The sequence below is a fragment of the Kribbella kalugense genome (genome assembly GCF_004365875.1).
Lineage (GTDB): Bacteria > Actinomycetota > Actinomycetes > Propionibacteriales > Kribbellaceae > Kribbella > Kribbella kalugense.
Genome location: NZ_SODF01000001.1, coordinates 3191606 through 3216346, shown reverse-complemented (window position 1 = coordinate 3216346; position 24741 = coordinate 3191606). Strand labels below are relative to the sequence as shown.

The following is a 24741-nucleotide window of genomic DNA, read 5'->3' as shown; positions in this document are numbered from 1 at the left end:
TGTTGCTGGCCATGAGGTTGTTGACGGCGCGGGCGCCGAGCGGAGCCGCTTTAGCCAGCGGGGCGTTCGGGCTGTTGGCGGGGTGCGAGGTCTTGGCTGCCGATGACGTTGAGGAGACGAAGTGCTTCTCGGTCAGAAGTTCCTGCTGGTGCGGTGTAGAGGATGATCCAGTGATCGTTCCCGGGGTCGTGGAGTGCGTCGCAGTTGAGATTGATCCAGCCGATATACGGGTGATGGAGGCGTTTGCGGGTTGATCGGCGGGTCTCGACGTCGATCTGGTCCCAGAGGTCGCGGAACTCGACACTGGCGTCACTGAGCCTTCGGATGAGGCTCGTGAGCCGCTCGTCGTTCGGATACCGGGCCTTGGCCGCTCGGAGGTCGGCGACGGACTCGCGGGCGAACTGCGCAGCACCTGCTTCGTCATGACGGGCTCGGGCGTCGGGGTCGGTGAAGAAACGCCAGATGATGTTGCGTTCGGCCGGGGCCTGGGCGGCGAAGTCGCCCAGGAGCGCGGTTGCCATCCGATTCCAGGCCAAGACGTCGTAGCGGGCGTTGCAGACCAGGACGGGGGTGTCATCGAGGGATTCGATCAAGTGCAGGACGCCCGAGCGGACTTCGCTACCCGGCTCCATTCTGGGCGTCCGGGTGGTGCCAGCCAGGTGGTGCATATAGTCGCGTTCGGCGTCCGAGAGCTGCAGCGCGCGGCCGATCGCGGTAAGCATCTGTGTGGATGGGCGCGGTCCGCGTCCTTGCTCCAATCGGACGTAGTAGTCCACCGACATCCCGGCGAGCTCGGCGAGCTCCTGGCGCCGCAGGCCTGGGGTCCGGCGGCGCGGCCCAGCCTCTAATCCGACATCGGCCGGTTTCACGAGCGCCCGGCGGTGGCGGAGGAACGTCGCGAGTGCGTCGCGGTCGAAGTGATCCACACCCAATGATGACTCAGCTCAGTCAACTCGATCGTGGCATCGTCGATACCAGGCTCAAGAAGGCTCTCCCACCATGCGCCGGCGGTTGTGATCGTGGCGCTATGACCGAACCACAGAAGAACATCATTCTCATCACCGGAGCGAACAAGGGGATCGGCTTCGCGACCGCGCGAGCCTTCGCCCAGGCCGGCCACACCGTTCTCCTCGGAGCCCGCGACACCTGCCGCGGGACTGCCGCGGCAGCAACGCTGGCTGCGGACGGACTCGACGTTCGATTCGTTCGCCTCGACGTGACCGATGCGGACACGATTACTGCTGCTGTCGAGCTCATCGAGACCAGCTGCGGGCGACTGGATCTGTTGATCAACAACGCCGGAATCAGCCGCGACCGCCCCCATGCTCCCGTCGGGCTTCCCACTGATCGGCTCCGGGAGACCTACGAAACGAACGTGTTCGGCGTCGTTAGCGTCATCAACACGATGCTGCCCCTCCTGCGGAACTCTGCCTCGGGCCGCATTGCGAACGTCTCCAGCAGTCTGGGCTCGATCGCTTCGCTGTCGAACCCGGATGCACCGATCTGGCAATATGCGAACCTGCTTGCCTACAACTCGTCCAAGACGGCGCTGAACGCGATCACCCTCATCTACGCACAGTCGCTGCGCTCCGAGGGGATCGCGGTGAACGCGATCGATCCCGGATACGTGGCCACCGACCTGAACGGCAATGCCGGACACATGTCGGCCGATGATGCTGGCGAATCCGTCGCACGCGAACTCACAAAGCTTGACGCCAGCGTGACTGGCGCGTTCCTGACCCTCAACGGCGAGACGCATCTATGGTGACGATCCGAGCCCGACAAACGCCGTCTCGGTTGGTCATTCGCGCGATGCGAGGGGCACGATGAGCCCGCGCGTTCATCGCAATGCCCCGCTTTCCCCGGAAGGGTGTCGGCGGCTGGTCGAGCGGTGCCGCACCAGACCGATCGCTCATGTCGCCGCCGAGATGGGCATCTCACGCGCCTGCGCAAGCAAGTGGGGCAACCGATACCGCCGCTACGGAGAGATCGGACTGTGCGACCGTCCCTCCACGCCCAAGCGCCAGCCCAGTGCAACGCCCGGTGAACTGGTTGCATGGATCGAGGAGATGCGCCGCACCCATAAATGGTCCGCAGCCCGGATCACGTTCGAGCTCGAGGCCCAAGGGGCACCGGTCAGCCGACGCACCGTCACCCGGCAGCTCGAGGCGCTCGGGCTGAACCATCGCCGATTCATAGACCCCAACGGCGAAACGAACAGGGAGCCGCAGAAGATCATCGCTCGACGCCCGGGACACATGATCCACGTCGATGTGAAGAAGGTCGGCCGCATCCCCGACGGAGGAGGCTGGCGCGCCCACGGCCGTGAGAGCGACCACGCCAGGGCCGCAGACCGTGCGAAGAGGAAGACCAAGCGCGGTGGCTATGTCTACCTGCACTCCGCCATCGATGGCTACTCCCGCCTCGCATACACCGAAGCCCTACCCGACGAGAAGGCTGCTACCGCGATCGCGTTCCTCCACCGGGCCCGAGCATGGTTCGCCGCCTACGGCATCAGCCACATCGAGCGGATCGTCACCGACAATGGCGCCTGCTACCGCGCGGACGCGTTTGCTCGCGCCCTACTCGGGTCGCGGCACCAGCGGATCACGCCCTACACGCCGCGGCACAACGGCAAAATCGAGCGCTACAACCGGATCATCGCCGAGGAATTCCTCTACGCCCGCACATGGACCTCAGAAGACCAACGACGCGAAGCCCTGGCAGTCTGGAACATCCATTACAACTACCACCGGCCCCACAGCGCGGTCGACGGAGAACCGCCAGCGTCACGGCTACGCGAACGTGTCAGCAACGTCCTGGCCTCCTACACCTAGCCGCTGGTGCTGCTGCGTCGCAGCGTCTGAGGGTCGCGACCTAGGACATGAAGTAGTTTGCGCGACCATTCCGGACTTACTGTCAGGGCATTCGAGCGCGGAGTTCGCGTGCTCAACGTATTTCAACATCGCGCCCGCAGATGGGTCAGGCGGGTGCGATCGCGACTTTGAGCGCGGGGGTGGATGGCTTGCGCATCAACGAATTCGTACATCGGGCTAGGCGCTGCTCGGCTGCTCGGTCTGCCGAGGCTCAGGGTTTGCTGAGGGCCTCCAGTCAATGTCAGTCGCCTTCCGGCGGGAGGAGTTCTCGGCCGAGCGTGTGCGCGGCTTCCTCGCGGTTCGGACAAGGCTCTCCTGCGCCTCCCGCTGGCGACCGTCGTGGCGAACTGCGCGCGAGCCACGCGTTCAGTCAGCGAATCCGCGTCGTCCAACTTCGCCGTTCGCGGTGGCTTCGACTGCAGAATGAAGGGTTGCAACCGGAAGGTTTCCAAGTTGGGACCATGCTCGATTGTTTCTGATGGAGAAATCGAGCTCGAGTTTTCACGATCTTCGAATCGTGCTGACGCGTACGCTCCGCGTGTGTTCGGGTTGTTCGAAGGTCTGCTGCGCGAGATCGCGGGTTCGGCGGTGGGCCTGGCCGGCTGAATGCATGAGTCACAATGAGAGTGAGGTTTAGTGAACCGTGAGTTCGTGGCCGATGAACCTGGTCCGGTGTCAGTTGACGCGATGCTGGCGACGTACGGCGGCATGATCGACGTTCGCACCGAGCCGGAGTGTCAGCGCGCGAGGATCACGATCAGCGTCGCTGGCGAGACCGGTCCGGCTGTGGATGCAGTCCGGAGCGCGGAGCTGCGGTCGATTGGGGATGGTGCCCTGAGACTGTGCATCTCCGATCCTTCTGTGCCGATACCCGCCGGGACTGAGCGCGGTCCTTGGTCTGGGGACGGCATCGGTCCATCCGGCCATGCGGTCGTCGTCGGCGTTGTGGTACCCGAAGGCAGCCGGGTGACAGCCGAAACGCAGTTCGCGTCGATCACCGCGGTTGGGTTGGAGTCGGTGTCGGCAATCGCTGGTGGCGATGGATCCGTTTCGGTCGGCCAGGTCGGTGAAGCCCGCATTGTGACGAGACATGGTGCCGCTCAGGTGCAGCAGGCCGAATTGGTACAAGTTGAGTCTGCCGCGGGCAAAGTGATCGTGCATGAGGCTGGCAGTGTGCGGGCGTCCTCTGGCACCGGCTCGATTTGGGTTGGATCTGGTCACGATGTCGACCTCAGGTCTGAGTCCGGAAAGATCGAGCTCGGCCGCGCTGAAGGCAAGACAAGTGCCCGGACAGCGGGTGACGTAACGGTTCGCGACTTCGCCGGTGGCACAGCGCGGCTGCTGTCTACCGGAACCGGGAACATCACGGTTCACGCGACCGGAGGTGGTGACATCCGCGCGAGTACGATGAGCGGCTCAATCGCGATAACCGCCGCCGCAGATGCTGCCGGCCGTCCGAGAACAAACCGACAGCCTGACAGGCCGAATTGTTGCTCCCGCCGGCGCTGATCAGCCCCGCGCTACACAAGTGAGCGCCACCTCATTCGGCGAGTCCGATGGGCGGGGGACCCAGCGAGCGAGGCATGACGCCGGAGACCGAGGCCGGTAGATCCGTAGGTCTGATCCGGGCTGTGCACTTGGCAATCGTCCTGGTCCTCCAAGCGGTCAGCGAGACGATTGACCGAGCACAAGCCTGGACGATCCGGCCGCCACGCAGGTGCTGCGGTCGGTCGAGCTTCCAGTAAGGTTTGGCCCCGGCCTACCTATTGCGGTTGTCGCGGCCGATGTCAGGCGTGGCATCGGTAAACCTTTCGATCACTACCGAGCGCCGTGGCTCAAACTCACAACACACGTTTCTTGATGTGGCTCAGGGCGAAGCCGAGACCACGAAGGGGTGAGTGGTTCAAGGGCGGCCGCGTGCGAAGTAGCCGCTATTGCCGATATTTGTGTCACCCCGGGTAGGGCCGTCGCACAGGTCGATCTGTCAGTCCTGAGCGCTTGGCCGGCGTCCGTCCCGGGGGCGACCTGCTACCACCGCGAACGAAAGCGATACCCGAACGTCGGCGATCCCGAATGCCGCGTCGTTTATAGCGTGTCGTACGTGGTTGTGAGCGCCTGGTTGACAGGTGAAGTCCGGGACCGGTTCCAGGTGAATTTGATCGTCACTTTGTGCTCCGGGCGGTGGACTTGTGCAGCCGAAAAGAAAAAAGGGCATCACGTCATGTGAGTGGTCTCGTTTATGCTGCCCGAGGCCATTCTTGTCGCGTCCCCGTGAGAGGCTGGGCGGGGGCCGATGCCTGAACCGCGGATCCGGCCGACTGGAGGTTGGAAGATGAACGTTGCCAAACACCGTGAGCCTGCGAAACAGCCTGAGGAGCTTGCTCGGTTCTTCGTTGAACGAGCCAACGCAGGTAACGTCGACGGTCTGGTAGCACTTTATGAAGTCGACGCCGTCTTGACGTTCCCGGCCGGCAACCTCGCCGCTGGTGAGCTGGCGATCCGGGCAGTATACGAAAGGCTGCTCGCCGACAAACCCAAGTTCACACCCGGTGAACAACAGCCCGCGCTCATCAACGGCGACCTGGCGCTCACCTCGACTCGACTGACCGGCGGCGGTGTCACCGTTGAGGTGGCTCGCCGACAACCGGACGGCACATGGCTCTGGGCGATCGACCGGTTCAATATCCTCGAATAGGCAATCCGCCGAGACCCACCTCGCGATCGGCCTCCGCATCCGTGCCTGCCAAGCCGGCCACCGGGTCTTGTTCGCCACCGCGTCGCAGTGGCTCACCCGGCTTGCTGACCCCCACCACACCGGCCGCCTGCAAGACGAACTCGTTCGGCTCGGCCGCTACCCTCTGCTCGTCGTCGACGACGTCGGCTACATCTCGTTCGAACTCGAAGCCACGAACCTGTTCTTCCAGCTCGTCTCGTCCCGCTACGAACGTGCCAGCCTGATCGTGACCAGCAACAGACCCTTCGGCCGCTGGGGCGAAGTCTTCGGCGATGACGTCGTGGCCGCCGCGATGATCGACCGGCTCGACCACCACGCCGACGTCGTCGCCCTCAAAGGCGACTCCTACCGACTCAAGAACCGTGACCTCGGACGCGTCCCAACCGCCGATACCGAGGAACCATGACGAAACTACCAGGGTCAGTTTTCAGCCGCAGTCGACAGACGGCTATCGGGCCGGGCGTGGCCGGTGCACCAATCGCCTTCAACCCGGCCTTATACATCCAGGAGACCGATCTGCGAGCGGAGCATTGGCACGTCATCCAGCGCCTAGGTGGTGACGTCCGGGTTCGAAGTTGGCGGGCGAACAGTTTAGCTGTTGATCCACCTGCTGGCTAAGACCGAATCATCGGCCATCGCGGCAGACGACATTGCGCGGAGTCCCTGCCGCAGGCTCTTTCACACTGTCTAGGAGCGCTGTCCGGGCGGCGGGCAGCGGAAGGCTCCCGCGGCAACGGCGGGCCTCGTGTCCGGAATGCACTCCTGGCCTGCCTCGCCAGTTCGCACCGAGGCGCGAGCCCAAGCGGGAGCCGAGCTGCGAATTAAATCAACCTCGATTGCGTGGCGGACTCATACTATACCAACGTGCGAGGGGGCCGCGGGTGGTCAGCCGCCTCGTGTCCGTCCGGGGGGACCGCACAGCGGCATGTCCCGGACTCCTGGATTTCGAGTTCTGGGTTCTGGGTTGGTTCGTGTGGCGCGACGCTCGGACAGGTGAACCGAGTCCGGGTAACGGTCGACGACCTTCGCAAGGCGGTCGAGGCGGACGTACGGCGGAATTGGTCCGATGCGGCCTGGAGCCGGTGGCTCCAGGCCGCTGCCGTACTTCGCGATCAGTCGTTCCGCAACGTCGTACTCATCAAGCTGCAGATGCCGAACGCAAGTTGGGTCGACGGACGACCGGGCTGGCAGCGTAGAGGACGTCATATTCTCCGGGGTGCGTCTGGCATCAGAATCGTTGCCGCGACCTCCGAGGTGGACCGTTCAGCAGGTCCGGTGCAAGGGCATGGGGTCGCGACAGTGTGGGACGTCAGCCAGACTGACGGTCGACCGTTCCAAGTGGTCCCGGCCCGCCCGCCGCGCGAGGCCTTTGCTGCCCTGCAAGAGGTCGCGATTGCCAGCGGATACGGGGTCGAACGTGGTCCTTTGCCATCGCACGGGGACGGAGCCGAGACCGCTGATCGCCGGCGGCGGATTGTCGTCGCCGACGATCTCGACGTACCGATGGCGGCTATGAGCCTTGCTCACGAATTGGCACACCTGCGCATGCACAAGCGCTTGCGTGGCGCAAGCTGTCACGGCGTCATCAGGCTGGAAGCGACGTCGGCCGCGTACCTGGTTCTCTCGCGGCTGGGATGCCTGCCCGATCAGTCATCGGCGGACCTGATCGCCAGAACGACAGGCGTGGTCAGTCGGACGCCACCTGTCCGCCTGATCGAGACACTCGGCGGCAGGGTCGTAGCGACCGCGAACCGTCTGTACGACGCTGCCGAGCGCCACCTGCCACCGCCGCATCTCCAGCCTGCCAAACCGACTTTACTGACTGACGCCCCCAGAAGGGCTGAGATCGGGACTCCTGGACATCTTGATCCGGGTTCTGATCGCGGTCCAACACCATGACGCTGACCCGAAGACGTTGCTGTCAGCAACGCACGAGAGGGGAGTGTCATGGATCGAGGACCAGACGGGGAAACCGACGCCCGGCCGGACGAGTTGAGCCCGCCGAGGTGGTCGATCCGGCGGGCTATCGAGCTGCTGGATGAGGGGATCGACCGGATGGGGGAACAGCTGACGCGTTCGGCTGGCCTTTGGGGTGACTCGCCGGCTGAGCCAGATGAGCCCACGGATCCGGGTGGCCCCGAGCTGCCTTGAGGTGGTTGGCGCGATGAACTGTGACAATCGCCGGTTGATGGCGGTACAGATCGCGGCGGGGCAGTTCTTCCGTCATCAGCTGCTGCAGTCTGGTGCCGGTTGGGCGGCTTCTCACCTGACGCGGCGCGGGCTTGGGCACGTGCTCAGGTCGACCTCGAACTGGAAGATCGGTTACGCCCCCGATGGCTGGGCCCACTTGGCTGACCACCTCAGATCCCAGGGCTTCGACGACGAGACTCTGCTGGCTTCCGGGCTGGCCACTGCGACCAAGAAGGGCTACTTGGTCGATCGGTTCCGCGATCGGATCATGTTCCCTGCCTGGGATTCGGGCCAGGAGTTGGTTGGATTCGTGGGGCGTTCACGGGGTGGGCGGACGAAGTACTTGAACTCGCCGGCGACCCGTATCTACCAGAAGTCGCACACACTGGTGGGCCTCGCGGAGCAGCGTGATCTGTTGGAGAGCGGGGCAACGCCTGTCTTCGTTGAAGGGCCGATGGACGCCGTGGCGGTGGATGAGTTGAGCCGGTTGACCTCTCGCGGCTGGGCCGGTCTTGGGGTGTGCGGGACAGCACTGTCGTTGCAGCAGGTCTCGATGGTTCGCCACTACTCGGACAGCGACACCGTGATCGTGGGAGTGGACGCCGACGGGGCTGGGAGCATCGCCGCCCGAAAGTGGCTCGATGACCTGTCGGCGGTCTTCAAGCGTGTGCAGGTGGCTGAATTCCCGTCGGGGCATGACCCGTCCTCGCTGCTCGAGACACACGCAGGTACTGATCGCCTCTTCAAGGCCCTGAATCAGCCCAGACCGCTTGCCGAGCTAGCGATCGAGGTTGAGGTGTCTCGGTGGTCACCGGTGCTGGATCACATCAGCGGCCGGGTGAATGCGCTGCGCTGGGTAGCGCCTCTGGTCGCGAGGTTGCCGCAGGACCGGGTGGCGGCACAGTTGGGGGAGCTCTCGAAGGTCCTGCAGCTCGACCCGGAGATCGTCTCGCGCGAGGTCCTCGAGTCCGTAGGCCGCTCGGCGCGTCGAGGTCGGCCGCACTCACCGCCGTACCCGATTGCTGACACGGACCCGCCCGATAGCCTCCCAACGCCTTGATCCGGTAGTCCCCGATGTCGAAGTCCGGGTTCTTTGTCGAACCGTCGGAGACGACCTTCTTAGCCAATGAGTTGTTGGTCTACGGAGGTTGTGATGAATGCTGTGTCATCGGATTCCGAAAACGTGCTGATCAGCGGTGAACGTCAGCGAATGATGGTCGCGAACATGGCTGCGGCCAGGTTCTACCGGCGAGAGTTGCTCAGGGCAAACGTTGGCTGGCACGTCGAGCAAGTGCGGGAGCGCGGCGTCAGTGAGGTACTGCAAACGGACTCGTCCTGGCGGATCGGGTACGCGCCGGACTCGTTCACCCGGCTCACCGATCACCTGCGTGAGAAGGGATTCGACTTTCGCACGCTGATCAGGGCCGGCCTGTCCGAATGGACCAACGAAGGTACGGCTGTTGATGTGTTTCGCGATCGGCTCATGCTGCTTGCGCGCGACGAGCGGCTTGACCCGGTCGGTTTCGTCGGCGTCGGACCGGGTGGCAAGCCGGAGTACTCGGCGTCGCCGACGACGTTGATCCACCGCCCGTCGAACGCATTGGTCGGGATCGAGGAGCAACTGGACATGCTGACCGAGGGCGCGTTTGTCGTAGTCGTCAACGATCCGTTGGATGCGGTCGCGATCGAGAGTCTCGGGCGCCTGGCGGGTGAGCGCTGGGCGGGCATTCCGATGTGTGGTTCGCAGCTGTCATCGGCACAGGCGAAGACGCTGTACCGCTACACGGTCACGGACACCGTGATCGTTGCCTTGGACGGCGATCAGGAGTGGCGTCGTACGGCGATCGCCTCGCATCCCGACCTGTCCTACTTCTACAAGAGGGTTCGTGCGGTCGAGATCCCGGATGGCCTGTCTGCGGCGAGTCTGCTGAAAGCCGAGAACGGCCCGCGGCGTCTGTACGACGCGATGGTCGCGACGCGGCCGTTGGCGGACTACAAGCCGAACCGGCAGCCGTTGTCGGAGTTCGACAGTCCTGGCCCGTCGCCGACGGGTCCGTCGTTGTGACGAAATCCAGGACTCCGGACTTCGTACTCCGGGTTCAGATCGGAGCCGCTCCGGCCGAGATTGGTGCCGACAGCAAGCATCAGCTCTCGGGCCAGGTCCGAGGCATCGGGAACGGAGTGAGCCAGTGACTGAAGAACTTCAGGCGCTCCTGGCCGACGCAGCGAACTCGGGGTGGGCGGAGGAGCCGTCGAAGCGGCTTGCCGCCGCCATCGAGGAACGCATCGTCGCGGAGTTGCCCGGCCGGCTTCGGGCCGCCCTGGGCCATGACGAGGCGGCCCAGATGGCACGCGTCGTGGCGTGGGAACGCTGCCGACGGTTGGCGGAGAAGCTCCCCGGCGGCCGAGTGTCGTGGGGGTACCTGGCGAACCTGGTGCGGTGGCGGCTGGCCGATGTCGTACGTCAGGAAGCGAGACGGCGTCAGCGGCATCCGTTGCTGGATTTCGTACCTGAATCTGTGGAGCCGAGCATGCTCGCGGAGCTGGGCCTACTGCTCGACCGCATCGGTGTGCGGTTGGAGAATGCCGGGCTCCCGGTTGGCGAGGTACGCCGGCGGCTGGTGGTCGCGGCTGATGGCCCTGGCTTCTCCAAGCACGCGATCACGTCACGCCTGCGGGCCATCGGCGTACCCAGGGATCAGGCTGAGGGCTTGGCGTGGCTGCTTCACAACGGACCGATCCAGACGTCAGCGCTGTCACGCCTGGCGGCTGGGCAGCCGCCGGATGTGGTTTTCGCGGATCCGGTTGTCCGGCAGTGGATCGACCAAGCTGCCGGGAGGTCACCTCGTCCGTCGTACCGATCCAGAAGGTTTGGTCGGCCGCCGGGTGCGTCGTGGCATGACGGTCTCGGACTGGGACTCGCTCACTCTGCCTGATTCGAAGTTACCGGCGAAGTTACTCGAGGGTCACGAGGGCTCAAACGTTGAGCTTCCATGAACAACCTGGATAGGCATCCACGCCGCCGGAACTGGCTCGTTCGGTACTACCTCGCCCAGTTCCGCTTCTACCTGCGCCTGCAGGCCGCTGTCGGCATCATCCCCGCGCCCGTTGCGCGCTCACTCATCGCTTGGCTCCGGCCAGTGAAGACACGAAGGGAACTCTGACATGCGTCGAGTCACGAACTCGAAGCTCGTCGTACCGGTCGTCATCCTGATCCTGCTCGTTGTCGTGATCTTGGCGGTCGTGATCGGTTGGCGAAACACCCCGCAGGTTGCTCATGGCGCGTCAGGTCAATCCAGTGCCGGCCAGGTGACTGGTACGGCGACGCCGGGTCCGGCGCCGTTGTCGGTTTGGGTACGGCCGGCGACGACGGATCCGGTGGAGTACGCGATTGCGTTCGGTAGGGCGATCTGGACCTACGACACGGCGGTTCATACGTACGCCCAGTGGCAGAACGTCGTCTCGTCGTTCGCGGACTCGCTGCAGGCGCCCGACTCGGCGCCGATCGCACGCAGCATGCTTCCTTACGCCAGCCAATGGGAGGAGCTGAAGGCCCATGGCGCACGGGCGAGCCTGCGGGACGTCACGGCAACGACGACACCCAAGCTGGAGGCACTCGCCCGGGATCCCCGAGCGCCGAAGGGCTGGCACGCTCTCCCTCGTCCGTGGAACGCAGGACAACGTGGTCGACGGGGCGACGACCAGGACTGAGCGGCATCTGACAGTCAGCGTGATCTGTCGGCCAGAGTGCACGTTCTGGTCGGCCACCAACGAGCTGCCGCAGTGATCCTCAAGCTCGTAGCCGTGGGAACTTTCTTGGCGACAGCCGTCGGCCTGGTGACTCCGCTCGTCAGTGTGGCGAAGGGACAGGGCGCCTGCGAGGCGCACCAGACCTCGAAGGCCCTCAGCCTCGACGCAGAGCAGGCCTCCAACCTTGCAGTGATCGTGGGCGTCGGCGATCGCTACGGAATGGGCGAGGCCGGCAAGGTCATCGCGGTCATGACAGCCCTGACCGAGTCATCTCTACAGAACACGGACCGAGGAGATGCAGCCGGTTCAGACTCGCGCGGCCTCTTCCAGCAGCGTGACGGCTGGGGCCCGGTCGAGGTACGCATGGACCCGGCCGGTGCGGCGGGTTTGTTCTACGCGGCCCTCGCGAATCTGCCTGGCTGGACAGCGTTGAAGCCGTGGGAGGCTGCGCAGGAGGTGCAGCGGTCGGCGTTTGCGGACGGCAAGAACTACCGCAGCAACTACGAAGCGGCAGTACGGCTCGTCGGTTCGACGCCCGTCGTCGACGGTTGCGGGAGTTGGGGAGCTGGCGACACAGACCAGCTTCCTGGTGCCGACGCGGCGGTTCGCCGAGCACTCGACCTCGTCGGCAGCCGCGGCTACTACCAGCTGTGCGCTCGCCTGGCGTCGAACATCTGGGGCCGTTCCAACTCCGGCTACTACTCGGCAGGCGAGCAGTGGAACCAGATGGTCAGCAGCGGGAACGCCCACCCCGACGACCGGAGGCCGCCAGTCGGTGCGCTGCTGTTTTGGGCGACCCAAGGTCCTTACGGGCACGTTGCGGTGTACGTCGGCAACGGCCAGACCGTGTCGAACGACATCGGCGACCGCGTGCCCGGCCAGGGCGGCGTGTACCTCGTCGACGTCGACGCAATCGAGAAGCAATGGGGTGCCACCTATCTCGGCTGGGCGCCACCGATCTACCCGACCACCTAACCAACCCAATGGTGCTGTCCGGCATCAGGAGGCAAACGCATGCTCAGCTTCTTCCAACTCCAAGATCCCGGAGTCAGTCCCAACTCCAATGGTCTTCCCGGCCTCCCTGCACTGCGCGAGATCGTCGGTGCGCTGCAGACCTTCAGTCTGGTCGTCTGCGTGGCCGCATTCGTCATCTCCGCCGTCGCGTGGGCGATGGGGAGTCTTGGCAGCAACTCGCACTACGCAGGTCGCGGCAAGCTCGGCTGCCTGATAGCAGCAGGTGCGGCGATTCTGATTGCCTCGGCGAACCCGATCATCCGCTTCTTCAGCGGCATCCAAATCGGTTAGGGGGATCCGGGTATGGCGTGGAGTGATTGCCTCCTGAACCCGGTCGGCTGCGCCGTCGGGGATCTGGGCAGCAAGGCCGCGAACTCAGCATGGGACTCTTTCCTCAGATGGTCTGCGAACGGCCTGTCCGACTTGTCGGTGACCGTGTTTCAAACGTTCAGCACCAGCACGTCGCCTACCTTCGACCAGACATGGTGGAAGGACAACCTGGACCTGATGATCGGACTTTCGCTCCCGATCCTCGTCGCGGTCTTCATCCTGCAATGTGTCTCCGCCGTGATCCGCCGCGAGCCCGCCCGCCTCGGCCACGCGGCCGTCGGCGCCTTGGTCGGAACGGCCGGGGTGCCCTTGGCGGTCGGTGCTATTGCGACCTGCGGACGGGTCGTAGACGAGATCTCGACAGGCATCCTCGGCAGGAGCACTGCTACGAATGGCATCAAGAGGATGACTGACATCACGGTGTTCCTGACCGCACCGACGCTGGGCGGCATCCTTCTCCTGGCTGTCCAGCTCGGTCTACTCGCGATGTTTTCGCTGTACTTCGTAATGCTGATCCGCGACGTTGCACTGGTTGCGTTCGTCATCTTCGCGCCCGTCGCGATGGTCAGCTGGACCTGGTCGGCGACCCGGCATTGGCTTCGGCGGTGGATCGAGATCGTCGGCGCGCTGCTGTTCTCCAAGATCGCCATGGCGCTCGTCTTCACACTTGGCTTCTCTGCTGTCGGGGCACCCGGACAGGACGATGCGCCGAATATCGGCACGTTCATCGCCGGCATCCTGCTGGTCGCGATGGCGGCGTTCGCTCCAATGGCGACCTACTCGTTCATTCACTGGGCCGGTGACCAGGGTCAAGCGGCGACGCGCATCCTCCAGCAGGGCGCAGCCGGAGTCGAGGCGGGCAAGGACCAACTCGAACGCCTGCAGCAGTGGGCCGCCGGAGACTTCAGCGGCTCGGACAAGGACGACTCATCACCGGTCGTCGGCGGCGATGAAGATTCCGATGGCGAGTCGACAGCTGACAGTGGTACCGATGCCGGCGAGCACTCCGATCAAGCGACGGACTCTGCGGACTCGCAGCCAGCGGGGGACTCGGCCGGGCAGCCTGAAGCTCCGCCGACAGCAGGCTCGGATACAGGCGGCACCGCCACCGCCGTCGCAACCAGCGAGGTGTCGGTCGAAGGCGACTCCAGCGGACCCGGGGACAGCGCCAACTCGGTATCGGAGCAGGGAGAATGACGATGTCCAACGCACTCTCAGCACGATTCCCACGACCACAGCGGAACTCGCTACTGCTCGGTCTGCGACCGATCCAGGTGGCACTGGTGATCATCGGCATCGTCTTGTCCCTGACCTCACTGCTCGCCGGCTGGCCGCCGGCGATCCGGATGACCGGCATGACCACCACAGTCGTCTGCGCAGTCACCGCATTCGGACGCTTCGAGGGACTGCCGGCGTACCGCTGGGTCGTGTTGCGAACAGCCCATGTGCTCCGCGGACTCCGTAGGAATCAGTCGTACCGGGCCAACGTGTTGGCGCCGCGCCGACATGGCGTGCTGCAGTTGCCGAGCGAAGCCAGCCCGCTGCGGATCCTGGACACTCGATCGTCGATCGGCGCAGTACACGATCCGCTGCGCCGTCGGCTGATCGCGGTCGCGAAGATCGAGGGTCCCGCACATCTGCTCCAGAACTCTGACGAGCAGGACCGTCGCGTGGCGGCGTACGGCCGGATGATCGCCAGCCTGTGTCAGAGCAACCGGATCGCGAGGGCGCAGATCCTCGAGCGGACGATCCCAGATCCCGGCGACGGGCTGGGCGACTGGGCGCGCAAGCGCGGTCTGGATCCAGCGAGCCCCGCGGGAGCGATCTACCGTGACTTGTTGCAGCATGCGGCGCCAGCTGCGGCTAGGCACGAGACGCTGTTCAGCTTTGCGTTGAACCTGGATGCGGTTTCGAAGGAGGTTCGTAAGTACGGCGGGGGCCTGGCCGGGGCCATGGCCGTCCTGGACTCGGAGTCGCGTGCGTTCCAGACCTCGTTCGCGGCAGCCGGCGTCGCAGGCGCTTGGCTCAACGCCGCCGACCTGGCCGCCAGCTTGCGCGTAGCCTTCGACCCTGCTGCGACGCGGACGCTTGTCGGAGACATCGATCCCGTGGACGCAGCGCCGCTGGCCGTCGATGCGGCCTGGGACCACCTGCGGACCGACTCGTCGTTCCATCGGGTGTACGTCGTTACCGAGTGGCCCCGGCTGCGGGCGACGCCGTCGTTCCTGAGCCCGCTCCTGCTCAAGCCGGGGATCCGGCGGACCTTCTCGCTCGTACTGCAACCGGTCCCGATCGGCAAGGCGCTCCGCGATGCCCGTCGTCACCAGGTCGAACGGGTCACCGATCGCGCGACCCGCAAGCGTGTCGGGCAGATGGAGACCGAAGAAGACCGCCAGCTCGACGCCGACGTTGCTCAACGGGAGAAAGACCTTGCTGCCGGGCACGGCGACGTCCGCTGGATCGGACTGATTGCAGTTTCGGCGGACACCGAGGACGGTCTCGACGAGGCGTGTACTGAGATCGAGATCGCGGCATCGCAGGCTTTGCTCGACGTACGGCGTCTCGTCGGGCAACAGGTCGAAGGGTTCCTCGCTGCGGCGCTGCCGTTCGGGGTCGGTCTCGGATGAAGGCGAACACTGGGTGGTTCGAACCCACCGAGACAGATCGGCGAACCAGGCGAGCCAATCGGCGGGCTAGCCGGGTTGCGTCGCGCAGAACGGCGCCCGCCAAGCCCCTGTCCGATGACGAGCATTTGCCGGCTGAGATTGTCGGCCTGCGTCGGGGGCTTCCGCTGCTGGTGGACAACCATCGCGCGACCACCAGAATCCTCCGGATCGCGTACCCGTTCCTCGCCGAAGGCGGGTTGGGTGCCAACGGCACCTACATCGGCAACGACGTCTTCAGCGGCGGGTCCTTCGTCTACGACCCCTGGGAGCTGTACCAGTCACGCGTCATCACCAACCCGAACCTGCTCCTGGCAGGAGTCATCGGTAGCGGGAAGTCCTCTACGGCCAAGGCATTGATCACGCGGTCCATTGCACTGGGCCATCGGGCCTACGTGCCGTGCGACCCGAAGGGAGAGTGGACGGCAGTTGCAGAGTCGGTCGGTGGATCGGTCATCAAGCTCGGCCCGGGCCTATCCACCAGGCTCAACCCTCTGGACGCCGGCAGCCGTCCTAGCGGCGTCGGAGACGACGACTGGGACCGAATCGTCCGGTCCCGCAGGCGCGCGCTGCTCGGCACACTCGCCGAGTCCACGCTCGGCCGGCCGTTGTCCGCGGTAGAGCACACCGCGCTCGATCTGGCCGTCGACAGGGTGTCTCGGATTCCAGTACCGACGATTCCCGACGTGGTCGAAGTCCTCTTCTCGCCAGGGCTCGGCGATGGCACCTCAGAGGCCGACAGCCGAGAGCTGGCCCACGCGATCCGACGACTCGTACACGGCGATCTGGCTGGCATGTTTGACGGCCCGTCGACGACCCGGTTCGACCCCTCGCTTCCGATGGTCTCCCTCGACTCGTCGTGGATCGGTGCCGGAGGCAATGATCAAGCGCTGCGCCTGACGCTCGCGTGCGCCTCGTCGTGGCTGGAGGCAGCGGTCACCGATCCGGCCGGCGGGAAGCGGTTCATCGTGTACGACGAAGGCTGGCGCGTGATGCGGGATCCCGCCTTGCTACGTCGGATGCAGGAGCAGTGGAAACTCTCGCGTGCGTGGGGCGTCTCCAACATCCTGATCGTCCACCGCCTGTCGGACTTGGCCGCCGTCGGCGATCTGGGCTCGGAAGCCCGCGCCCTGGCCGAAGGACTGCTGGCCGACTGCTCCACACGGATCATGCTGCGGCAAGAACCCGACCAGCTCGCCCGTACGGCGACCCTGCTAGGGCTCACGGACGTTGAAGTGTCCACCATCGCGAAGCTCCCCAAGGGCCGTGCACTGTGGCGCCTCCCCGGCCGATCGTTCGTCGTACAGCTCGTTCGGCACGCCCGCGAGGCTCGGTTGTTCGACACTGACGGAAGGATGTGACATGGACACTGGGGGACGATCACCCAGAGATCTCTCGGACATGATCATCGTCGGCGGCGCACTATTGCTGTCCAGTGCGGGGATCCTCTACCTCGCAGGCGGTCTCAGCAGCCTCCTGACAACGCACGAGTGGATTCACACACCATGGGCCGGTGCGCTCAAGGTTGTACTCGATCCGGGCGATCCTGCACGGGTCTTCGGACTCCCGAGCCGAGCGTTTCATCCCGTTGTCTATTGGGTCATACTCACGGTGCTGCTGATGATTCCGATCACGGGTGGAGTCGGCGTCCACTACCTGTGGACGAAACGCCAAGCCGGCGGGGCACGTCGTGCCAGGTCTCTTGCCAAACGCCCAGGGCTCGCCACCGCTGCCGACGTCGAGGCATCTGTTGGGCGTGGCCAGGTCTTGCGCCGTGGTCGGTCCGCGCGCCCCGCCGTCCGACATCCGCAACCACCAGATGTGGGACGGTTTCTCGGGCGATCGCACGGGCGCGAGTGTTGGGCGTCGGTCGAGGACTCCGAGATCGCACTCGGTCCGCCTCGCTCCGGCAAGGGCCTCCACCAGATCATCGGCGCCATCATCGACGCGCCCGGCGCCGTCGTCACCACCTCCACGAGGCCAGACAACCTCGCAGCCACCGTCGAGCTTCGCCGAACCCGCGGACCGGTAGCGATCTTCGACCCACAAGGACTCGGGCAAGTCGAAGGCATCCGCTGGTCGCCGGTTCGTGGCTGCGAAAACCCGACCACAGCAATCGTGCGAGCCAGCGGGCTCGCAGCCGGCGCAGGCTTCACCAAGGGTGGTGTGTCCGACGGTGCGTTCTGGCACGGACAAACGGAGATGACGCTGCGTGGGCTCCTCCATGCCGCGGCCATCGACGGTGCCGGTGTCGCGCAGCTCTACCGCTGGAGCCTCGAACCCGCCTCAGCCATCGAAGCCGTCACCATCCTCAACCGGTCACCCGACGCCGCCGAAGGCTGGGGCGACACGCTCGACGGCATCGTCCGCATGGACGGCCGCACCCGAGACGCCGTCTGGGCAGGCGTACGCTCGGCTCTGTCCGCCCTCGCCGATCCCGCCGTACGGAAGTCCTTCGACCCAGCAGACGGCGAAGGCCTCGATCCCAAGACCTTCATCGCCAACCGCGGCACCATCTACCTACTCGGCACTGGCATCGGTGCGAGCGCAACATCAGCGTTCATCGCGGCCCTCCTCGAGGACATCACCGAGACCGCCCGACAGCTCGCCGCCGGCAACCCAGGCGGTCGCCTCGAGCCCCCGCTCGCGCTGATCCTCGACGAGATCGCCAACCTGTGCGCAGTACCGTCACTACCCTCCCTAATGGCCGACGGCGGCGGCTCAGGGATCTCAACTCTCGTCGTCATCCAATCCCTCGCCCAGGCGAGGGACAAATGGGGCGAACAAGCCGCTGCAGCGATGTGGGACGCCGCGACCCTCCGCCTCATTCTCGGCGGTTCCGCTCAACCTCGAGACCTACAGGACCTTGCGGCCGTATGCGGCGATCGGGATGAGGAGATCCGCAACTGGAGCCGAGGTCCCGACGGCAAACGCACCATCTCCACCAGCACCCGCCGCATCTCGATCCTCCCGCCCGACGTGATCCGCACCCTTCCACTCGGCACCGGCATCCTCCTCGCCCGCACCGCCCCACCCATCCTCCTGAACATGACTCCATGGCCGGCCCGCGCGGACGCAGACCAGATCCAAGCCAGCATCGCGCAGTCGACCCGTCGCAGAAGGAATCCCGAATGACACCGCGCGACGACCTCCTGAAGTCCTTCGACCTCGCCACCGACGATCCATTCATCATCTGCTGGCGAGACCTCGACGCACGTGCCGCCACCGATGAACTCGAGCGCCTCGACACCTGGGTCGACTGGCTGGCAGGCCGCTACAACCTGGACCACAAAGTCATCCCACCCTGCTGGTCACACCACGGCGCCCTCATCGAAGAACTCTCCGCTCTCCGCACCCTCTGGGAAGCCTCCTACCTCGAAGACGCCGCCCCCTCCAGCCCACTCGCCTTCCACCGCGAACTAGACCTAGCCCTCCGCCGCCTCCGCGAATGGACCTCCCGCCTCGGCTGCTCGCGGACCGAACACCGCCCCGAAACCCCATCCGAAACAGTCGTTCGAGGAGCCTGAATCGCCTTCGAAGATGGTGGAGATCTCTTCCAGTCACGTGGACTGTTGACGCCGAAGGCACCGAATCCGGGTCTGACCTGCGTCTTTGACTCCTAGCAGTGCTCGGCAATGATGGTCGTTTGTCAACGTCTCACGGGGCTGTGACGGAGCAGGAACTTGCCTATAGCAATGTTCTGATCATCGTCGACCATTCCGCAGTCGTGATCTTGAGATATGCCAGCTACCGGTACGGAGGACGCGAGGCCGACAGCGTCCCAATATCCATACCACCGCTGGCGAACCCGAGTCCTAGACGGCCCCCACCAGGTCACTTTCGAGCACCGGAATCGACCAGCTTCAGAGCGCCGGCGACAGGCTAAGAGCACGATACGCAGCGCGGAAAGTACCGCCATCAGGCGGTACCGGACTCACCGCCCCGTGGTTACCGGTGAGCCGTAGCCATGGGTCGGACCCAGCCATGAGAGTGTGACGCGAAGGTCAACAGGAGGCGCGTCATGCGTACAGTTCGGATCGGTTCACACTCAGTAGCGTCCACGGAGGTACTGCAGACCTACTGGAGGTTCGCCGCTGAGCGTCAGCGGGTCTATCACGGTCGCGTGGCCGGCGCCTCCGGTCCGTGGACTGATGATCCGATCCTGTCCCAGTACCGCTTCACGAACGCCTACCGTGCTGCAGATCGGGTATCGCAGGATCTTATCCGGATCGTCTACGAGGGCTCCCAGCAACCTGAGGACATCCTGGTGAGGACGCTCATCTATCGATTCTTCAACAAGCCGTCGACTTGGCGCGTCCTTCAACACAGCGGCGAAATCGACTGGTCTGGCTTCGACGTCGGTCGGTACTCTCGAGTGCTGGACGAGGTCCTTAAGAGCGGCAAGCGAATTTACTCAGCGGCCTACATCGTGCCGCCGCCCCCGTTCGGCGCCGAGCGCAAACACGTGAACCATCTTCGACTGATAGAGCACATGATGTGCTCAGGGCTGGCGGCCGACCTGGCACGAGCTCGAAGCCTGCAGGAGGTCTTCGACAAGATCAGCGCCTACCCGTCGCTGGGTCCGTTCCTGGCCTACCAACTGACGATAGACCTGAACTACACAACCCTGCTTGACTTTGACGAGGACGACTTCGTCGTGCCGGGGCCTGGCGCTCGCAGCGGCATCGCGAAGTGTTTCCCGGATCTCGGCACGACAACTCCGGAGCAGGCCATTCGCTGGATGGTCGACACACAAGAAGAGCAGCTGGCCCAGCTCGACCTGGAGTTCGAGGATCTCTTCGGGCGTCGGCTCAAACTGATCGACTGCCAGAACCTGTTCTGCGAAACGGACAAGTACGCTCGGGTTGCACACCCGACGAGACGCGGCGTGGGCAATCGGACCCGTATCAAGCAGCAGTTCTCGCCGCAGGGCAGTCTCGTGCACCCGTTCTTCCCACCGAAGTGGGGTATCAACGGCGCGGTCGAGCAGGTCCTCGGCCCGCGGAGGGTCGGCCGGCAGCAACTCCTCCGTGCATAGGTGCAGAAACCACCTCAGGACAGGCGAGCCAGCGAGGCGCTGATCAAACTGTCGACCAGGTAGTTGTGTGTGTCGCCTTCATCCATGTCAGGTACCACGACTGCCAGCCCAGGATGCGCGCCCGCAAGCTCGCGGTATCCGTCCTCGACCCCACTCACATTGTTCGGGTCTTCGCCCCGCGGTGTCAGGAACAGCAACACGATTGACGCGGTGAGCGGCGCCCACACTACGGATACCAACTCCCGGAAGGTGGATTCGGAGATGCCGGACGCCTGCACGGCGCCGCCGTACCATCCGTACGCGACCGTTGACCACCACCACCGATCGAGGACGAGCGCTCCAGAGGCGGCACCGTCGACCAGCGAGAGCATGTTCTCGCTGTGACAGGCCAGATGGGCTAGCTGTCGAGCAAGCCCAGACGCCGGCGGGTGATTCTCGAGCAGCAGATAGAGCTCCTGGGTGAACATCACCGTTCCTGACGGCATATGCGCGAACGTCACGGTCCCGGGAGCGACGCGATGCTGCAGGAGTTCGAGTTGGGTCGACTTTCCAGCCCTGTCGAGTCCCTCGAAGACGACCACGGCACCTGGCTCGAGGATCAACTGATTGCCCGCAGCTGTGGCACTCATCTGATCGCGCTCTCCGCCTCGCGAGCCAGCGGCGTGAAACTGAGCGATCGGTTGAGGAGATCGACGTGCACGGTCCCGCCCCGGTGCGTCTGCAGCTCGCGGAAGACGCGATACCCGGCGAGGATCGCGTACTCCCAATCTGCAGCTGTGCGTCGACGAACCTCGAGATGCGCGGTCATTCGCCGGCACGCCTTGACCACGTCGATCGGCACGCGATCACTGGTAGCGAAGAGACTGTGGTCTACTGCGACCGAGAAGACGTAAGCGGTCAGACCTTCTTCGACGACCGACGCTCGGCCACCGTCTTCGATCCGATCGACGTCTCGATCCGAGCTGCGCTTACGGCCTAGCAGACGACGCATGGTCGGTGACCAACCCAGGACCGCCAGGTGACCGAGGTGCAGCGCGTCATGGAATCGGTAGTCATCGTTGTCGTCGCGGTTGTCGTCGAGGGGGTCGCCGACGGGCGCTGTCCCCTGATAGATCCGGACAACCGGTACTGGCGCGTGACCTCGGTCGTAAGCCAGCTGCTCGACGAACGTGATGTCGAGGGTTCGCGGCAACTGCTCGCCAGGCTCACAGGCTTGGTCGAAGAGCGGATGTGGCGGTGGTGTCGGCGGACGCACGAAGCGCTCCTGCGTCTTGCGGAGGTTGTCGACCAGAACTTCAGTGAGGTCGAGTTCACATCGACGCGCCAGTGCTGCGGCGTACCACAGGAGATCACCGAGATCTTCCCGGACCTCGTCCTTAAAGGCTCGGTAGCCGACAGTGTCACGCTGCCGCTTCTTGTACTCGGCGGCGAGGCTACCGACCTCGCCGGCAAGCCCGAGAATTGGGAGACCTAGGTCGGCGGGATCGAGAATGTCGGTACCTGCCGTAAGCCGTTGATACTCAGCGATGTCCATTGGTACTCCTTCGGACGTCTCAGGGCCTCAAAGGGCTGCATGCCAATTGATGACGACCGCGGCCTCAGCCGCGAATGCGATGAGGTAGTCCAGCGGAAGCCAGGCGTACCCACCGGCCCCCCAGTAATCCCCCCAGCTGTTGCGGATCAAGAGTCGGCGTCCGCGCTCGGCGTCCGTGGCAGCTCCGACAACGAGTACGGCGTGGTAGTCACCAGAGGCGCTGCGGATGTCCGGGACCTCGATTGAGCCGTCCTCGCCAGCCTCGTCGAATTCATCGGTTACCTCTACGACGAGAACGACTGGTCGCCCTTCGGCCAGGGCGTCCTCGATGTCGGATTCGATCCCGTCGTGTGCAAGGTCCAACGGCTCAAGCGTTGCAGTCTGCCAAGGCGGAGATCCGGCGGCTCCTGGAGGGTCTTCCGTACCGACGCCCAAGTTGGGGTTCCAGGGCCACGCCACAAGTGCCGGTTGCCCACTGACCTCGAGGGTGTCCCCCGCGTCCTCGAGGAGCATCCCGTCAGCCGACACCAGCCCTTCCTTGGTGCAGTGCCACCAGATCGCCTCGGGGGCTCTCGCCTGGTCAGCCGCTGTGATGACAGCTGCTTCGTGGGCCAAGCTCAAGCTGATCGGAACGCAGAGTGGGCGTGCTCCCTGATCGATCAGCGGAGCGGTCACGAGTGGACGGAGGTCGATGGCTGGCCGATTCGAGGAGTTCATGAGGACCCACCGCCGTCGTTTCGATCCTCCCTCGTGTCGTCGGTCGCGATGGCCAGTAGCCTGCGGCGATACGCGACCTGAGGTGGCGGTGAGACAGCGACGTTAAGTTGATAGCCAGCAGCAACCGGGCTGTCCGGATCAAATGCCGACGTGTAATAGAGCTCTACCGTGGTCATGCCCTCGCCATCGGACCGCAAGGCAATCAAGCGGCGACCGGTGGCCGCGACCGGAATGGTCGCGGTGTCGAGCTGACTCGCGGGTTCTTGGGATTCCCCGGGCTCATCGGGATCCGATCGAGCACGGTACTTCTGGAGCGACTCAGGCAAGGTCACATCGGTGCGGCCCGCGATCGCGCGTCGCGCTGCGCGGACCTCGGAGGGTGCCACGCCGGCCCAACCCGCCCGAAACCGATCGTCGACTTCGCGCAGCTCCGGAGCGCGCGGTTGCCAGGCGTCCGTTTCGAGGGCGGCATCCGGTGAATCGCCCGTCGCTGTGCTTCTCGTCGGCAGTGTGCGCTGGGCGCCGGCGTTTCCTGGAAGACGTTCCAGCGCAGGACGCCTCCCAGCAGAGTTGCCGTTGGCAGGTCCCCGTGGCTGTTGAGCGGTGGTCGGAGAAAGTGGCGGAGCAAAAAGACCCGGTGCCGGAGACCGCCGCCGCTCGGTCCGGGCCTGCAGGTCGGCGGCAGTCAGCCAGCGATGGCCGGTGGACCGATTCTCGGGCAGTGCCAGGCAGACCTCGTCGCCGGCCGTGATCTGGACGTTGGTCCGGTCGGAGTCCATGCCGACCGGCCAGACATCGACCGCTCCCCGTGGGCGGTGCCCGTAGCAGAGGTCGGTCTTGATTTGCGCCGGTGTGAGAGACAGCAGGTAGTCGCGGCGTGAGGCCTCGATGATGTCCAGATTCGAGAGCTGCCGCACCGCCGCCTCGTAGCTTGCGCCCATGTCGCGGGCAACGAGATACACGGCGGCGCCCGACGCGTCCCGGGGCGAGGCGATGCCGTGCCGAGCGCATGCGGCAAAGACCAGTGGAGGTGGCATGAGCAGCTGACCTGCAAACAGCTGAGCCAGCCGCTCCCGATCTTCCGACGGGTGGAAGATGTCGGTTTCGGCATCGAAGGCAGGTTCGTTCACGTCCAGGAGCCAATGGCCAACCTCATGTGCGGCCGTGTACCGCTGGATCGATGGCCCGCGCTGTGTCGTGAGCATGATCCCGCCGTTGCCTTTGGGAACCACTGCGCCCAATAGGCTGTTCAACGGGTTGAACACCAGCCAGAGCCCGAGCTGGTCGATGATGTCGAAGACGTCGACGGGATCCTCCTGGTTGATCCCCAGCTCGTCCAGCAGCCCACCGGCCGCCTGCAAGGCATGTCGACGTTGCGCCGTCGTTGCCATCGTCAGCCCTCGTCTTCCGGTCCTGCCGGACGGCCCGGATCATCCGTCTGACTACGCCTCGAAGCTTCGCGTTGGATTGGTCCTTGGCCACGAGAAGCCCGAGCAGACTTCGCGGGCTGCGAAGAAGCAAGGAACTGAGCGAAGCGCAGTACCTGTTCTCTGTCCTCGTCCGACAACCGCGAGGTTGCTCGGAACAGTGCCTGATTCTCGGCTTTCGTCTCCTCAAGACTCTCCGGACCCTCCCCGAGGATCCAGCCGACGTCACGTCGATACAGACGGGCCAATCGACGAAGCTCGAGGGCAGTTACGTTGCGCCGGCCTGCCTCCATGGCGATGACACTCGTGCGCTGAAGCCCGAGCGCCGACGCGACATCCTCCTGGGTCAGGCCGAGTGTCTCCCGCGCGGAGCGTAGGCGGTGCCCGACCGCGGTTTGCTCGGACTTGCTGTCCGGCCGTCCGCGGCCTGCCTGGTCGCTGGCCATCTCCGCACCTCCATCCAATCGT

24 protein-coding genes and 1 pseudogene are annotated in these 24741 nt (G+C 64.9%); 19 read left to right on the top strand and 6 right to left on the bottom strand.

Features of this window, described 5'->3' with window-relative positions; translation table 11 throughout:
* Nucleotides 1–50: 50 nt before the first annotated feature.
* Nucleotides 51–926: a helix-turn-helix transcriptional regulator gene (locus EV650_RS15110; RefSeq protein ID WP_134119376.1), complete on the bottom strand. Its 876-nt coding sequence runs from the start codon at nt 924–926 to the stop codon at nt 51–53.
* Between the two features lie 101 nt (nt 927–1027).
* Here EV650_RS15110 and EV650_RS15105 point away from each other — a divergent pair, with 101 nt between their 5' ends.
* The 19 genes and pseudogenes from EV650_RS15105 to EV650_RS15020 all read left to right on the top strand — a co-directional run bounded on the left by EV650_RS15105 (nt 1028) and on the right by EV650_RS15020 (nt 20595).
* Nucleotides 1028–1768, top strand: a complete 741-nt coding sequence (locus EV650_RS15105) for an SDR family NAD(P)-dependent oxidoreductase (protein WP_134119375.1) — start codon at nt 1028–1030, stop codon at nt 1766–1768.
* A 58-nt stretch (nt 1769–1826) separates the two neighbouring features.
* Entirely contained in the window at nt 1827–2837 is a 1011-nt protein-coding gene (locus EV650_RS15100) for an IS481 family transposase (protein WP_134119374.1), read from the top strand.
* 675 nt (nt 2838–3512) lie between these two features.
* Nucleotides 3513–4385 (top strand): DUF4097 family beta strand repeat-containing protein, encoded by an 873-nt coding sequence (locus EV650_RS15095; RefSeq protein WP_134119373.1) that lies wholly within the window; start codon nt 3513–3515, stop codon nt 4383–4385.
* Nucleotides 4386–5208: 823 nt separating this feature from the next.
* On the top strand, nt 5209–5571 hold the full coding sequence (locus EV650_RS15090; RefSeq protein WP_134119372.1) for a YybH family protein: 363 nt from the start codon (nt 5209–5211) through the stop codon (nt 5569–5571).
* 4 nt (nt 5572–5575) lie between these two features.
* A pseudogene (locus EV650_RS15085) lies at nt 5576–6016 on the top strand (ATP-binding protein); the annotation flags it as partial.
* An 893-nt stretch (nt 6017–6909) separates the two neighbouring features.
* Nucleotides 6910–7509 (top strand): ImmA/IrrE family metallo-endopeptidase, encoded by a 600-nt coding sequence (locus EV650_RS15080; RefSeq protein ID WP_134119371.1) that lies wholly within the window; start codon nt 6910–6912, stop codon nt 7507–7509.
* A 289-nt stretch (nt 7510–7798) separates the two neighbouring features.
* On the top strand, nt 7799–8860 hold the full coding sequence (locus EV650_RS15075) for a toprim domain-containing protein (protein ID WP_166678126.1): 1062 nt from the start codon (nt 7799–7801) through the stop codon (nt 8858–8860).
* Between the two features lie 93 nt (nt 8861–8953).
* Nucleotides 8954–9865: a hypothetical protein gene (locus tag EV650_RS15070; protein ID WP_166678125.1), complete on the top strand. Its 912-nt coding sequence runs from the start codon at nt 8954–8956 to the stop codon at nt 9863–9865.
* A gap of 124 nt (nt 9866–9989) precedes the next feature.
* Nucleotides 9990–10736, top strand: a complete 747-nt coding sequence (locus EV650_RS15065) for a hypothetical protein (RefSeq protein WP_134119368.1) — start codon at nt 9990–9992, stop codon at nt 10734–10736.
* A 57-nt stretch (nt 10737–10793) separates the two neighbouring features.
* Nucleotides 10794–10964 carry a hypothetical protein gene (locus tag EV650_RS40360; protein ID WP_166678124.1) on the top strand — a complete coding sequence of 57 codons (171 nt, stop codon included), beginning with the start codon at nt 10794–10796 and terminating at the stop codon, nt 10962–10964.
* Between the two features lies 1 nt (nt 10965).
* Nucleotides 10966–11511 (top strand): hypothetical protein, encoded by a 546-nt coding sequence (locus EV650_RS15060; protein WP_134119367.1) that lies wholly within the window; start codon nt 10966–10968, stop codon nt 11509–11511.
* Nucleotides 11512–11604: 93 nt separating this feature from the next.
* On the top strand, nt 11605–12525 hold the full coding sequence (locus EV650_RS15055; RefSeq protein WP_134119366.1) for a CHAP domain-containing protein: 921 nt from the start codon (nt 11605–11607) through the stop codon (nt 12523–12525).
* A gap of 39 nt (nt 12526–12564) precedes the next feature.
* Nucleotides 12565–12855, top strand: coding sequence for a DUF6112 family protein (locus EV650_RS15050; protein WP_134119365.1), 291 nt, complete (start codon nt 12565–12567; stop codon nt 12853–12855).
* Between the two features lie 12 nt (nt 12856–12867).
* Nucleotides 12868–14091: a TrbL/VirB6 family protein gene (locus tag EV650_RS15045; protein ID WP_500778890.1), complete on the top strand. Its 1224-nt coding sequence runs from the start codon at nt 12868–12870 to the stop codon at nt 14089–14091.
* 2 nt (nt 14092–14093) lie between these two features.
* Nucleotides 14094–15521: an SCO6880 family protein gene (locus tag EV650_RS15040; protein ID WP_134119363.1), complete on the top strand. Its 1428-nt coding sequence runs from the start codon at nt 14094–14096 to the stop codon at nt 15519–15521.
* Between the two features lie 125 nt (nt 15522–15646).
* Nucleotides 15647–16918, top strand: a complete 1272-nt coding sequence (locus EV650_RS15035; RefSeq protein WP_238174215.1) for a putative type IV secretion/conjugal transfer ATPase — start codon at nt 15647–15649, stop codon at nt 16916–16918.
* 1 nt (nt 16919) lies between these two features.
* Nucleotides 16920–18692, top strand: a complete 1773-nt coding sequence (locus EV650_RS15030; protein WP_134119362.1) for a type IV secretory system conjugative DNA transfer family protein — start codon at nt 16920–16922, stop codon at nt 18690–18692.
* On the top strand, nt 18689–19084 hold the full coding sequence (locus EV650_RS15025; protein WP_134119361.1) for a hypothetical protein: 396 nt from the start codon (nt 18689–18691) through the stop codon (nt 19082–19084). The genes EV650_RS15030 and EV650_RS15025 overlap by 4 nt, the downstream gene beginning before the upstream one ends.
* A 494-nt stretch (nt 19085–19578) precedes the next feature.
* Nucleotides 19579–20595, top strand: coding sequence for a nucleotide kinase domain-containing protein (locus EV650_RS15020; RefSeq protein WP_134119360.1), 1017 nt, complete (start codon nt 19579–19581; stop codon nt 20593–20595).
* Nucleotides 20596–20609: 14 nt separating this feature from the next.
* Here EV650_RS15020 and EV650_RS15015 read toward each other — a convergent pair whose 3' ends face one another.
* The 5 genes from EV650_RS15015 to EV650_RS41475 are packed head-to-tail and all read right to left on the bottom strand — an operon-like array spanning nt 20610 to nt 24719.
* Nucleotides 20610–21224, bottom strand: a complete 615-nt coding sequence (locus EV650_RS15015) for a dTMP kinase (RefSeq protein ID WP_134119359.1) — start codon at nt 21222–21224, stop codon at nt 20610–20612.
* Entirely contained in the window at nt 21221–22129 is a 909-nt protein-coding gene (locus tag EV650_RS15010; protein ID WP_134119358.1) for a nucleoside triphosphate pyrophosphohydrolase family protein, read from the bottom strand. The genes EV650_RS15015 and EV650_RS15010 overlap by 4 nt, the downstream gene beginning before the upstream one ends.
* Nucleotides 22130–22156: 27 nt before the next feature.
* Complete coding sequence (locus EV650_RS15005; RefSeq protein ID WP_166678123.1) at nt 22157–22804, bottom strand: C1 family peptidase; 648 nt, start codon at nt 22802–22804, stop codon at nt 22157–22159.
* Nucleotides 22805–22842: 38 nt separating this feature from the next.
* Nucleotides 22843–24237, bottom strand: a complete 1395-nt coding sequence (locus tag EV650_RS15000; RefSeq protein WP_134119356.1) for an ImmA/IrrE family metallo-endopeptidase — start codon at nt 24235–24237, stop codon at nt 22843–22845.
* A 2-nt stretch (nt 24238–24239) separates the two neighbouring features.
* The gene (locus EV650_RS41475; RefSeq protein ID WP_134119355.1) at nt 24240–24719 is read right to left on the bottom strand and encodes a helix-turn-helix transcriptional regulator; all 480 of its coding nucleotides are present in this window, start codon (nt 24717–24719) and stop codon (nt 24240–24242) included.
* Nucleotides 24720–24741: the final 22 nt, after the last annotated feature.

Coding starts and splice junctions, on each gene's coding strand:
- EV650_RS15040 (WP_134119363.1), top strand. CDS start 14,094: ATGTCCAACGCACTCTCAGCACGATTCCCACGACCACAGCGGAACTCG.
- EV650_RS15075 (WP_166678126.1), top strand. CDS start 7,799: ATGGCGGTACAGATCGCGGCGGGGCAGTTCTTCCGTCATCAGCTGCTG.
- EV650_RS15045 (WP_500778890.1), top strand. CDS start 12,868: ATGGCGTGGAGTGATTGCCTCCTGAACCCGGTCGGCTGCGCCGTCGGG.
- EV650_RS15100 (WP_134119374.1), top strand. CDS start 1,827: ATGAGCCCGCGCGTTCATCGCAATGCCCCGCTTTCCCCGGAAGGGTGT.
- EV650_RS15050 (WP_134119365.1), top strand. CDS start 12,565: ATGCTCAGCTTCTTCCAACTCCAAGATCCCGGAGTCAGTCCCAACTCC.
- EV650_RS15105 (WP_134119375.1), top strand. CDS start 1,028: ATGACCGAACCACAGAAGAACATCATTCTCATCACCGGAGCGAACAAG.
- EV650_RS15025 (WP_134119361.1), top strand. CDS start 18,689: ATGACACCGCGCGACGACCTCCTGAAGTCCTTCGACCTCGCCACCGAC.
- EV650_RS15030 (WP_134119362.1), top strand. CDS start 16,920: ATGGACACTGGGGGACGATCACCCAGAGATCTCTCGGACATGATCATC.
- EV650_RS15020 (WP_134119360.1), top strand. CDS start 19,579: ATGCGTACAGTTCGGATCGGTTCACACTCAGTAGCGTCCACGGAGGTA.
- EV650_RS15000 (WP_134119356.1), bottom strand. CDS start 24,237: ATGGCAACGACGGCGCAACGTCGACATGCCTTGCAGGCGGCCGGTGGG.
- EV650_RS15090 (WP_134119372.1), top strand. CDS start 5,209: ATGAACGTTGCCAAACACCGTGAGCCTGCGAAACAGCCTGAGGAGCTT.
- EV650_RS40360 (WP_166678124.1), top strand. CDS start 10,794: ATGAACAACCTGGATAGGCATCCACGCCGCCGGAACTGGCTCGTTCGG.
- EV650_RS15070 (WP_166678125.1), top strand. CDS start 8,954: ATGAATGCTGTGTCATCGGATTCCGAAAACGTGCTGATCAGCGGTGAA.
- EV650_RS41475 (WP_134119355.1), bottom strand. CDS start 24,719: ATGGCCAGCGACCAGGCAGGCCGCGGACGGCCGGACAGCAAGTCCGAG.
- EV650_RS15015 (WP_134119359.1), bottom strand. CDS start 21,224: ATGAGTGCCACAGCTGCGGGCAATCAGTTGATCCTCGAGCCAGGTGCC.
- EV650_RS15010 (WP_134119358.1), bottom strand. CDS start 22,129: ATGGACATCGCTGAGTATCAACGGCTTACGGCAGGTACCGACATTCTC.
- EV650_RS15060 (WP_134119367.1), top strand. CDS start 10,966: ATGCGTCGAGTCACGAACTCGAAGCTCGTCGTACCGGTCGTCATCCTG.